The 12,230-nt window shown below is 34.9% G+C and carries 12 protein-coding genes; 1 reads left to right on the top strand and 11 read right to left on the bottom strand.

Annotated features, from left to right (window positions below; all coding sequences use genetic code 11):
* Positions 1-6: 6 nt before the first annotated feature.
* From priA to J2R98_RS01790, 6 genes are all read right to left on the bottom strand, one after another.
* Positions 7-2,415, bottom strand: a complete 2,409-nt coding sequence (gene priA / locus J2R98_RS01815) for a primosomal protein N' (protein WP_307065534.1) — start codon at positions 2,413-2,415, stop codon at positions 7-9.
* Positions 2,412-3,617 carry a bifunctional phosphopantothenoylcysteine decarboxylase/phosphopantothenate--cysteine ligase CoaBC gene (gene coaBC / locus J2R98_RS01810; protein ID WP_307065532.1) on the bottom strand — a complete coding sequence of 402 codons (1,206 nt, stop codon included), beginning with the start codon at positions 3,615-3,617 and terminating at the stop codon, positions 2,412-2,414. The genes priA and coaBC overlap by 4 nt, the downstream gene beginning before the upstream one ends.
* Before the next feature lie 178 nt (positions 3,618-3,795).
* Entirely contained in the window at positions 3,796-3,996 is a 201-nt protein-coding gene (gene rpoZ, locus J2R98_RS01805) for a DNA-directed RNA polymerase subunit omega (RefSeq protein WP_307065530.1), read from the bottom strand.
* Complete coding sequence (gene gmk, locus J2R98_RS01800; protein WP_307065528.1) at positions 3,993-4,613, bottom strand: guanylate kinase; 621 nt, start codon at positions 4,611-4,613, stop codon at positions 3,993-3,995. The genes rpoZ and gmk overlap by 4 nt, the downstream gene beginning before the upstream one ends.
* Before the next feature lie 11 nt (positions 4,614-4,624).
* On the bottom strand, positions 4,625-4,885 hold the full coding sequence (remA, locus tag J2R98_RS01795; RefSeq protein ID WP_017186428.1) for an extracellular matrix/biofilm regulator RemA: 261 nt from the start codon (positions 4,883-4,885) through the stop codon (positions 4,625-4,627).
* 71 nt (positions 4,886-4,956) lie between these two features.
* Positions 4,957-5,835 carry a YicC/YloC family endoribonuclease gene (locus tag J2R98_RS01790; RefSeq protein ID WP_307065525.1) on the bottom strand — a complete coding sequence of 293 codons (879 nt, stop codon included), beginning with the start codon at positions 5,833-5,835 and terminating at the stop codon, positions 4,957-4,959.
* 123 nt (positions 5,836-5,958) lie between these two features.
* Between J2R98_RS01790 and J2R98_RS01785 the strand changes: the two genes are divergently transcribed.
* Positions 5,959-7,665: an Rqc2 family fibronectin-binding protein gene (locus J2R98_RS01785; RefSeq protein WP_307065523.1), complete on the top strand. Its 1,707-nt coding sequence runs from the start codon at positions 5,959-5,961 to the stop codon at positions 7,663-7,665.
* Positions 7,666-8,026: 361 nt separating this feature from the next.
* Here the strand turns inward: J2R98_RS01785 and J2R98_RS01780 are convergent, their stop codons facing one another.
* From J2R98_RS01780 to J2R98_RS01760, 5 genes are all read right to left on the bottom strand, one after another.
* Positions 8,027-8,878, bottom strand: a complete 852-nt coding sequence (locus J2R98_RS01780; RefSeq protein ID WP_307066894.1) for a protein kinase family protein — start codon at positions 8,876-8,878, stop codon at positions 8,027-8,029.
* A gap of 337 nt (positions 8,879-9,215) precedes the next feature.
* Entirely contained in the window at positions 9,216-10,058 is an 843-nt protein-coding gene (locus J2R98_RS01775; RefSeq protein WP_307065522.1) for a nucleotidyltransferase, read from the bottom strand.
* Positions 10,059-10,170: 112 nt separating this feature from the next.
* A complete protein-coding gene (locus tag J2R98_RS01770; RefSeq protein WP_307065520.1) occupies positions 10,171-10,656 on the bottom strand; it encodes a tetratricopeptide repeat protein in 486 nt (161 codons plus the stop codon).
* A gap of 92 nt (positions 10,657-10,748) precedes the next feature.
* Positions 10,749-11,048 carry a GRAM domain-containing protein gene (locus tag J2R98_RS01765; protein ID WP_307065518.1) on the bottom strand — a complete coding sequence of 100 codons (300 nt, stop codon included), beginning with the start codon at positions 11,046-11,048 and terminating at the stop codon, positions 10,749-10,751.
* 97 nt (positions 11,049-11,145) lie between these two features.
* Positions 11,146-12,114 (bottom strand): quinone oxidoreductase family protein, encoded by a 969-nt coding sequence (locus J2R98_RS01760; protein WP_307065516.1) that lies wholly within the window; start codon positions 12,112-12,114, stop codon positions 11,146-11,148.
* Positions 12,115-12,230 lie beyond the last annotated feature (116 nt).

Genomic DNA, 12,230 nt, shown 5'->3' with positions numbered 1-12,230 from the left:
TCTTTTCTACATAAAATAATACGGTTCAAAATCAACGGTTAATTGTAGTTCTTCTTTATTCATTTCTTTTTGGAAACTGTTTAATACATGCTCTAATGGTTCATCGACATCTTGGCGATTTTTATATTTAATCATACATTGATAACGAAAGCGGTCTTTAATTCTCAACATTGGTGAAGGTGATGGCCCCATTAACAAGGCACTTTCACCGAGATGTTGACTTAACATGTTGGCGATTCTTTGTGAAGCTTCAACTACTTTAACATGATTTTCATGAGATATATTAATTAATACTAAAAAGTAATATGGCGGATAAGCAAACCGCCTTCTGATTTGCATTTCGCGGTTAAAGAAAGATTCATAGTCATATTGTGCAGCTAATTCAACTGTATAATGTTCTGGTGTATACGTTTGAACGACGACTTCTCCTTGAAGCTCATGTCTTCCTGCACGCCCACTCACTTGTGTTAAAAGTTGAAATGACTTCTCAGCTGCTCGAAAGTCAGGTAAGTGTAAAATCGCATCAGCAGCGATGACACCAACTAACGTTACATTTTCAAAGTCTAAGCCTTTAGCAATCATTTGTGTTCCTAACAAAATATCAGCTTCTTGATTACCAAACTTCTTCAGCAGTCGTTCGTGTGACCCTTTACGACTTGTTGTATCAACGTCCATACGAATAATACGAGCATGTTCGAACTGTTGTTGCAATGCTTCTTCAACTTTTTGAGTACCTGTACCAAAAAAGCGAATTGCATCACTTTCACATTTAGGACACTGGTTTGGCATCGGCTTTTCATCACTACAGTAATGACATTTTAATTTATGATTCGTACGGTGGTAAGTCATTGATATATCACAATGTTCACATTGGACCGTTTCACCACATTCGCGACACATAACAAACGTCGAATAACCTCTTCTATTTAACATTAAGACGACTTGTTCACCGCGTTTAATTCGGTCATTAATTTTCTCAACTAAAGTATCAGAAAACATCGTACGATTACCTTTTTCTAATTCTTTACGCATATCGACTATTTCCATGTGCGGTAATGCTTGTTCATTAACACGTTCTGATAACTCTAGTAATTGATAAACCCCTTTTTGTGCTCTAGCATAGCTTTCTAACGTTGGAGTGGCACTTCCTAAAATGACAGGGCATTTATGATGCTGACCACGATACTTCGCCACTTCTCTCGCATGATATTTTGGATAATCTTCTTGTTTATACGTTGTTTCATGTTCTTCATCGATAATAATAATCCCGATATTCTCAAAAGGAGCAAAAACAGCTGAGCGAGCCCCAACCACAACTTTCACTTCTTTTCGATGAATTTTACGCCATTCATCATACTTCTCGCCTGTTGATAATCCACTATGTAAAACAGCAACATCATCACCGAATCTTGATTTAAATCGGTCAACCATCTGTGGCGTTAAAGAAATTTCAGGTACTAAGACGATTGCTTCTTTGCCCTCTTGCAGAACACGATCAATCGATTGTAAATAAACTTCAGTTTTTCCACTTCCCGTCACACCATGTAATAAGAACATTTCGTGCTTAGACTCATCAATGCGTGACAAAACAGGTTCAATGACTTGTTGTTGCTGTTTCGTTAACGGAAGTGGTTTCGATTGTTCATTGCTGTTAGTGTGAGGGTCACGATAAACCTCTTTTTGCACGAGACGAATAATCCCTTTTTCCTCTAGTGTTTTAATAGGTGCTCGAGTAACGTCTAAGGCATCCATCAACTGCTTTAATCCGATATCTCCATTAGTATCTAGTAAATACTCTAGTACTTGTTTTTGCTTTTTGGCTTGTTTCCCTAAGTCTTCAATAATCTCAATTATTTTAACTTGTTCGAGTGCTAATTCAATATATGTATTTTTCTTCACTCTATTTTTGCCTTTGACGACATATTTAATCTCTATTAAACCTTCACTAACTAACGTTGAGATTTGACTCGCCTTCACACCATTCTCTTCTAACTCATTAAACGGGAATACTTCACGCCCTTGAGTGATGATTTGCCATTCGAAAGGTAACTCACCTTCATCTGATAGAAGCCACACTTCTTTTTCATATTTTGCTTTAAAAACTGCTGGTAACATCGCTTGTAAAGCAGAAACTCTAAAGCATAGCGTCTCTTCTTGCAACCATTTGGAAAGGTTTAATAACTCTGGAGTTAAAACGGGTTCATAATCCATAACAGTATGAATCGGTTTTAGTTTTTCAAATTCGCTACTTCCAGTAATATTAATGACAAACCCCATGATTTTACGAGGTCCGAATGGCACTACCACTCGCACCCCTGGTTTTACAACACTTTGAAGTTCATCAGGAATTTCATAATCAAACAATGAATCAATCGATGAGACAGGAACATCGACAACTACTTTTGCAACTTTCACTTCGATTCACCTAACAATTCTTTGTTAAAAATAGCCCATAAATCTTGTGCAATTTCATGTTTCGTCTTTAATGGAATTGTTTGTTCTAACCCTTGTTTCGTGAACACATGCACCGCATTAGTATCAGATTTAAACCCGTGTTTGTCTTCACTAATATCGTTAACAGCAATCGCATCTAAGTTTTTTCGTTCAAGTTTGCTTTTACCGTATTCTAGTATGTGATCTGTTTCTGCAGCAAATCCAACTAAATATTGATGTTGTTTCATTTCACCTAATGTCTTTAATATGTCTTCTGTACGTTCCATCTCAATTGACAGGTTACCGTCTTTTTTCTTCATTTTATTCGTTTGGGTTATTTTTGGTCGATAATCGGCTACCGCTGCTGACTTAACAACGAAATCTTGATGTTCAAAACGGGTCGTCACCGCATCGTACATCTCTTTAGCTGTTGTTACATGAATCGTTTCTACACCCATGATTTCATTTAATTCAACTGGACCACTGACTAACGTGACATTAGCCCCTAATTGTTTAGCTACTTCAGCCAAGGCATAACCCATTTTGCCAGATGAATGGTTTGTAAAATAACGGACCGCATCAACAGATTCAACAGTTGGACCTGCAGTTACTAGTACCTTTTTACCTTTTAAAGGTTGGTCTACTGTTTCGTTTTGTTCGACTACCTCTATGATTCGTTCAGGTTCTTCTAAGCGACCTTTACCTACATACCCACATGCTAAATAACCAGCACCTGGTTCAATAAAACGGTATCCATATTCATCTAGCGTTTTCAAATTAGCTTTTACAGCTGGGTGATCGTACATATGAACATTCATAGCCGGTGCAACATATACCGGTGCTGTTGTAGCCAGTAGAGTCGTCGTTAACATATCATCGGCAAGTCCATTAGCAACCCGCCCTAATAAGTGTGCGGTAGCAGGAGCTAATAAAACAAAATCAGCCCAGTCAGCTAAATCAATATGGGCAATTTTTTCAGGATTTTTCTCATCAAATGCATCGGTGAATACTGGGTTTCGTGACAACGCTTGAAACGTTAACGGACTAACGAATTGCGTTGCGCCTTCAGTCATAATTACTCTGACATCATAACCACGCTGAACTAATTGGCTCGTTAATGCACACGCTTTATAGGCTGCGATTCCACCTGAAACCCCTAACAATACTCTTTTTTGTTGATTCATCGTTTCTCCTCCAACAACCATTAATTAGTTGATATAATCGTTAAAATGGTCAAAGTATAACCCATTAAAAAGAACAACCTGACATGCAGGTTGTTCTTTTACGGTCAAGACATTTATAACGCTAGGTGGTGAATTGAAAGGCTAATTCAACACCAACCTGCAAGCGTATAAATTAAATTTACTTGTAGCCACTAACCGTTAGTTTATCTTCAATAATTTCTTCTAACGCTTGACCTACATATTTAGGCGACTTGTGATCTTCTAAAATGTAATTATTCTCTTCGTGCAATTCACGCGCACGCTTAGCTGATGCAATCACAATCGCATATTTAGAGTCAATCTTATTAAGTAAGTTATCGACAGATGGCTCTAAAATCACAGTTCAACACTCCCTAAAGCTTTTTTATATTGATTAGCAATTCTTTCACGTTTACAATGCTCACTTACGACAATCGATTCAATTCGATCAACAGCATGGCTAACATCGTCATTAACAACGACATAATCGTAAGCATCCATCATTTCAATTTCTTTTTTCGCTTCTAACAAACGATTTCTAACGAGATCCTCAGTTTCTGTACCGCGATTAATAATACGGTTCTTTAATTCTTCTAAACTTGGAGGGAATAAAAAGATAAAAACACCTTCAGGGAAATTTTCTTTTACTTGTAAAGCTCCCTGTACTTCGATCTCTAAAAAGACATCGCGCCCTTGTTCTAATGTTTGTTCAACGTATGCTTTAGGTGTTCCATAATAATTCCCTACATATTCAGCATACTCGATAAATTCACCTTGTTCAATCATCTTTTTCACTTCTTCTTTCGTTTTAAAGAAGTAGTCAACACCATTTTGTTCGCCTTCACGCGCTTGTCTTGTTGTCACGGAGATCGAATAGGCTAAATCTGGATCGCGTTCAAATAATGCTTTTCTAACAGTGCCCTTTCCGACACCAGACGGTCCAGACAGAATAAATAAAATACCTTTTTCGTCTTTCACAACAGTTCCTCCTAGTTGTCTATGTTCATATCTTCATTTACGACACGTTGTCCAACTGTTTCTGGTTGTACAGCTGATAAAATAACGTGGTCACTATCAGTCACGATGACTGCTCTTGTTCGTCTTCCGTATGTAGCATCAACTAACTTATTATTATCCCTTGCAACTGTGATAATACGTTTGATCGGGGCTGATTCGGGTGACACAATCGAAATAATACGATTGGCAGAAACAACATTTCCAAACCCAATATTAATTAATTTTAAATTCATCCTCTTCTCCCCTAACTTTATTCTTGTATAATAACTCTATTATAGTCTAAAAATAGTCAAAAACTCAAATATTATTCAATATTTTGTACTTGTTCTTTAATTTTCTCTATTACACTCTTCAAATCTACTGTTACCTTACTTAGCTGTACATCGTTTGATTTAGACCCGATCGTATTGGCTTCGCGATGTAATTCTTGTGTTAAAAAATCTAACCGTCTACCAATAGATCCTTCCTGTTCTAACAATGATTTTACTTGTTCAACATGGGACAGTAATCGGGTTATTTCTTCTGTAATATCGCCTTTATCAGTTAAGATTGCAATTTCTTGTAACAACCGATTTTCATCAATATTTGCATCAGCGATAAACTCTTTTAACCGATTCGTTACTTTTTCATAATAATCTTGCTTTATTAAGTCTTTGTCTCGGTCTAGACTTGTCACTAGCTGCTCAATTTGATGAGCAAATTTATATACATCCGCTTTTAATGCTTCACCTTCATCTACACGCATACGATCAACACGACTTAAAGCGTCATCTAATGCATCCAATATAGCTTGCTCAACTTTTGAATCAAAGTTGTCTTCTTCTTCAATTACAAAAGCATCTTCAATTTGAAAAAGTTGCTCAACATCGAATTGGCCTGATAAGTTTTTATGTTGTTTAATTTCTTCAACACGGTCTATGTATTGGTTTAACAAAGGCCAATTAACGTGAATCGCTTGATTTGTTAATGTTCGGCCATTAATATTGACAAAAATGTCTACCCGCCCACGCTCAAAGTACTGCTTGACTTGATTTTTCATTCGGTCTTCAAGAGCCATTAATTCTCTAGGCATTTTAAAAGAAAAATCTAAAAATCGATGATTCACCGTTTTGACTTCTACTGATAATTGAAGTTCATTTAACTTCTGTGTCGCTTGCCCATAACCAGTCATACTCTTTACCATATCATCACCAACTTTCATATTACGTCTTATATTGTCGCATTAATTACTTCGGTTTTTCAACTGTTAACGGCTATTAATCAATGTTTTATTCGTGATATACTTAACTTTGATGAGGTGATAGACATGCCATTTGATGGAATCGTTACTCGAGCCATAACAAATGAATTAACTAAACTAGAAGGCGGACGTATACAAAAAATTTACCAACCGACTAACAGTGAACTGATCCTAACAGTGAGAAATAAAGGACAAAACTATAGCTTACTTATTTCTACACACTCAAGTTATGCAAGGGTTCACTTAACAGACCAAAAGTTTACGAATCCGAAAGAACCACCTATGTTTTGTATGGTGTTACGTAAATATTTAGCAGCTGGTTTTATTGAAAAAATTGAACAAGTCGAAATGGAGCGAATTATTCATATCACTGTTCGCAGTAAAGATGAAATCGGTGATGAACAAAATAAAACGTTAATTATTGAATTAATGGGCAAGCATAGTAATGCGATATTAGTAGACCCAGAGCGTGAAGTAATTTTAGATAGTCTGAAACATATAAGTCCAGCACAAAATCGTCACCGTACGATTTTACCGGGGCAGACTTATATTGCACCGCCAGACCAAGGTAAAGTTCATCCATTATTGTTAGATGGGGCTGACTTCGTCAAGAAGCTTGACTTCAACCAAGGGAAAATTGAAAAGCAAATGATGAACCTGCTTATGGGTTGTTCCCCTGTTGTTACAAACTCTCTAGCAAAACAAGCTTACTTAGGCTCTAATGAAAAATATGAAGCCATTTATGATCAGTTTAAACATCAAGTTGAACACCATGAGTACGAGCCAAAGATCTTCAAAGGTAATAAAGAGGATTTTCACGTATTACAAGATATCGAGCTTAAAGGTGAAGTTAACTCGTATGATTCTATTAGTCGTATGCTCGATGCTTATTATGAGGGGAAAGCTGAGCGTGATCGAGTTAAAAACCAAACTCACGACTTAATGAGATTACTAAAGAACGAAAAAGCAAAAAACGAACGTAAAATAAAAAAACAACAATCGACTTTAAAAAAGGCAGATAAAGCTGATGACTATCAGAAATACGGTGAACTATTAACTGCTCACCTCCACCTTGTTAAACAAGGTGATGAGCAAGTCACAGTTATGGATTATTATGACCCTGAACAAAATGAAATTACACTTGAATTAAACCCAAATAAAACACCAAGTGAAAATGCACAGCATTACTTTAAGCAATATCAAAAGCTTAAAAAATCAAAGGAAGTAGTACTCGTTGAAATTGAAAAAGCAAAGAAAGAAATTGACTACCTAGAGCGCTTAATCCAACAATTAGAGCAAGCTCGCGAAGCAGACATTGAAGATATTCGTGAAGAATTACAAGAAGAAGGCTATATTAGACAAAAGCAAAACAAAAATAAAAAGAAGAAACAAAAATGGATTACACCTGATTATTATAAATCTTCAGACGGTATAGAAATTATTGTTGGACGTAACAATAAACAAAATGAATTCGTCACAAATCGTATGGCCAACAAAGAAGATATTTGGTTACACACGAAAGATATTCCTGGTTCACACGTCATCATTCGTTCAAGTGACCCTAGTGAAGAGACGATTATAGAAGCGGCGATGATCGCAGCCTTTTATAGTAAAGCAAAAATGTCTTCATCTGTTCCTGTTGATTACACAAACATTAGACATGTCCGTAAGCCAAACGGTGCCAAACCTGGTTATGTCACTTATGATAATCAACAAACCGTTTACGTGACGCCAGATGAAAAAGTAATTGATCAATTAAAAGTAAATGCATAACAAAAAATGAGGAACCAAAATATGGTAGGTAGTTCAGTTTTGGAATACAAACAATAAAATGTAGTATAAAAAGAGCGTTGAATTGCATAGCAATTCAACGCTCTTTTTTTATTGCTATATCAATGTTTGTTTTTATTTGATTAGTTGTTAACACATGAAAATGCACCCGGTTTACAAAGCCACAACATTTATTGAAGACGTGCAAACACTAATGCAATTTTGACAACAAAAAGGGCAAATTTCTTAAACGCTCACTCTAGCTCTATCAATGCCCCCGTTACTTTAAGTACATTTCTTCACAATGTATATAATTTAAAGGGTGATCTCATTTTAAAGTCACCCTTCTTCTTATAGTAGTATATTAATTTAATACAGACTTCCAAGCATCATAGAATTCTTTTACCGTTGAATATCTTTTATTGCGATCTTCTTCGACAGCTTTTATTGCTACTTCATAAAGCCCTTGATTAGCATCCCATTTTGAGAAGGAACGATCCCGCTCACCACCAAGTAATCCAAACGCAATCGCACCAAGGTTAAAAACATTCGTAATTGAATCAATTGGAGCCCCAAGACCATATTCTTCTGGTGATTTTGAACGATTTGAGCCCCAAAAATCCTCTCCAAAATCATTTATAGAAGGAGAGTGTCGATAAAAATCAATATCGCATATTTTTGTTTCATTACTTTTAAAATCGTATAAGATACTTCCGTCATAAAAATCGACTGCAACATATCTTTGCGACTCTACATAAGTATGGAAAGAAAAGATTGCATCTAAAGCTTTTAAACGTTTTTCCACTTCTAATTTCTTAAAACGATAAAAAGGTGAATTAGGGTTTGTATATTTTGCGATACCACCAAACGACCAATGAGAATGCAAGCATTCACCTTCGAACCATTCAAATACTAGTGCATACCCAATTTCGGTAGAAAAATGATCCAATAACTTTATTAAGTGTTGATGTTCTAGCGATTGGTAAACTGGTACAGCCTTTTTCAACCGTTCAATAGCATCCTCTGGGTTTCCAGTAAAGTCAATAGGTTTTGATCCAGCATATTTAACAAAAAACTTTCGTTCATCTTTTTCAACACCGAAACTTATATTTCCTGAATCTTGTTGGTCAAATACACAAAAAACTGCACCATACTGCTTTAACCAATCGAAATTTTGCTCTTCTTGTAGTTGAAAATCCACTTTATCAAGTGTCATAGTAATTAAATTTGTTTTTTGAAGATTTTCCAAAATATGATCCTCCTATATTGTAAGTAGGGATCACGTAGTTTATAGGGGGTTGATACGCTTACCCTCTAAATTAATTGCACCCCGTTTTTAGTTATCGTCATTTTCATAGAACAACGCCTCCTTTCAAGTATCTAAAAAAAGTTATACCATTTTATTACAAAAGTTACGCACAAAATATTAAAATTCCTTATTTCACTATCCTGCACACTTTAGTTTAAGAGCGATCAAACTTATTGAACTATCGCCCCCGTTACTTTAAGTAGGTTATTTCACAATCTGCAATCTTAGAAATGACTTATCTTTTTTATATTTCCATATTATTTACCTTTTTAGGGTTATGAATTTGCAGCCACTTTTCTGACTCACTTATCATCCAATCTCCCATATCGTCTAAAAAATCAATTATCTCATTTGTATTCCCTACTGGGTTAACAGCATATTTAAGTGCTTGTTTCATTTCCGATTCCTTCTCTGGATAATATTTAGAAAATATCTCATACGCTGGGAATAAATCTCTTGTGTATTTATTTTCTTCCCTTATTACAAGTGCAAGCCCCGCTCTAACTATGATTTTCATAATCCAACCACAACAATCCAAAACGTCTTCAACATCGTCATTATCATCAAGGTCTTCTTTTGCTTGTTTAACTTGATCCTTTAGGTTTAAAAGATGTTCGTTACCAATTGTTTTATCTGCTTTATAATTAGGTAAAAGAACTTCTAAATCTTCTCCATATACGCATACACTATGGGTCTTAATCATAAATGGAATTATTGAAAACTTAGCGGTTTCTAAAATATCATCAATGTAATAGAAACTAAATTCCACTCCATTTATATAGTTAAATTTTTTGTTCAATTCTTGTTCAGCATTGTCTACCCATTTCAAATCTATATCATTAGTATCTTTCTTCGTAATTGCAATTGTATCTAAATCTGAAACGCCTTTTATACCCAATCCACGAGGTATCGAACCCCTTACATATACGCTATGTAAATCTAATCCCAGATGGGTTTGATAATAATTTGTTACTTCCTCTATTATCTTGGAATATTCAGGTTTAATCTTCTGTAAACTTGAATCATTTAGTATATATCCATTTTCATCGGTTGGACAAAAACGTCCAATATTTTTAATATTTGTCAACGTATTTCCCCTTTTGCCTTATTGAAGTAAACTGCTTCGTTAGTTGATCAACACAATCTAAAATCCTTATTAAACTCTTGTCCCCGTTAGTGTAAGTACATCTTTTCACAAACTACTTCCAAATTTCGTCTAATTTATCGGCATAGAATTCAATTGCTTTTTTATAACTGGAAATCTCAGGATCTTTTGTCGTATCTATTAAGCATTTTAGTAATAGCTCCATAGCTTTACTATGTTCATTCAAATTATATAAGGTCATCGAATAGAAAGTTTGCAATGCTCTATTATCTGGGAATAGTTTAATCCCTTTTAAAAATGTACTTTTTGACTTTTTATATTCTCCTAATGTTCTATATGTACTACCTAATCCCAATAAGGCTCCTTCTAAATCAGTTGGAGGTAATCCAAACTTAATAGCATTTTCATAAAAAGGTACTGCTTTAGCTTCTTCTCCTAATATGTCAAAACTCCAAGCACATTGATAGTTAATCGAAGCATCATTAGGAAACTCCTCTGCTAATCTCATTAGTAATTCGTTTGATTCTTTGTGATTTCCCCTTTTACGTAAATCAATTGCTTTGTCTAATTCTTCATTCATTAATTTCATCTCCAATACTATATCTATTTCTTCTCCTAATCTGCTTCGTTAGTTGATCAACACAAAAATAGTTATTGATCAGAGAACATAACTTAATGTTGCCTTCTTAATAAATTGATTTTTTCCATCCAACTTTTCCGCTTATTCACCACTAATTTATAGTTTTCCCCATCTTTTGTTGTAAGAAGTATTCCATTGGGAACAAGTAGAAATGTGTTTCTTGTAGTTACTTCGGTAATATCTTTTAAATCAATGATAGTCTCTCTTGATTGAATATTAAATTTATGGGGACTATGAATTATTACATTCTTTGTTAAATATAATTTCCCGCCAACAACTTCTATGCCTTTGAAAAGATTGGCAAATCCTTCGTACTGATATTCTTTCGACATAAAACCTATCCCTCCTAAAGTATTCTGCTCCGTTAGTTTAAGAGCGATCAAACTTATTGAACTATCGCTACCGGTAATTTAAGTAAAAAATTCTTTATTATATTTTAATCAATACTTTTCCTTCATAATTACGGCTTTCAATTAATTTATGAGCTTCCGCCGCTTCTCTTAAATTAAATACCTTAGCAACAGGTATAGAAATCTTATTAGTAGTGATTAAATCCAAGACCTTTTCCGCAATAGGGGCTAATCGTTCAGGATTATGTTTCCGAGTAGTTCCTAAACTAAAACCTTTTATATTCCTACAACTACTATGAACATCGCTAGTATTAAAAGTACCAGATTTACCACTACTATTGCCGAATTGAACAAGTGTGCCGTATAATGCTAAACATTCTAAGCTTTTACTGGTTGTTTCTCCTGCAATGGAATCGAAAATCACATTAGCTCCTTTATTATTTGTTTGGTTTAAAGTTTCCTCTGAAAATCCTTCGTAGGTACAAACTATATCAGCTCCTAAATTCTTTACATATTCGTCTTTGTTTAGATTTCCGACAGTACCAATAATTTTATGAACACCTTCTAATTTGGCTAATTGTACAAGTACTGAACCTACACCTCCTGCTGCACTGTGTACAACAATAGTATCTGTTTTTTGTACTTGTCCTATTTCGTATAGGAGTATATAAGATAATATAGAGATCGTTGGCATTGTCGCAGCCTTTTCAAACGAAAGGTTATCAGGGATTTTAAAAATTAGTTTTTCATTTGCCACAACATATTCAGCATATGAGCCGTGTTTAGGAAAAGCTATGACCCGTTCTCCCTTTGAAAAATTGGAATTAGGAGAAACTTCTTCTATAACGCCTGCTACATCTAATCCAAGTAATAAAGGAAAATTACCTTTCCCTTTATTACCTAAACGTGTTTTTATATCAGCATAATTAACACTTGTATATGTTGCCTTAATTAAAACTTCATTCTCACCAATTATCGGTACTTGCATATCAGTTGTATATGAAAGTACATCCGCACCACCAAATTCATTTTGGATTACTGCCTTCAATTTGATCTCCCCTTTCAAGTAATTTTGATTTTTTCACTAAACCCCAAGTTAGCACCAAAAAGGCAACGACAGCTTATGATGCTAACGCCCCCGTTTGTTTAATAAAGTCATAATAA

This window comes from Alkalibacillus filiformis (assembly GCF_030814115.1).
Classification (GTDB): Bacteria; Bacillota; Bacilli; order Bacillales; family Alkalibacillaceae; genus Alkalibacillus; species Alkalibacillus filiformis.
The sequence above is the reverse complement of the archived record's forward strand: the minus strand, read 5'-3'. Positions and strand labels throughout refer to the sequence as shown.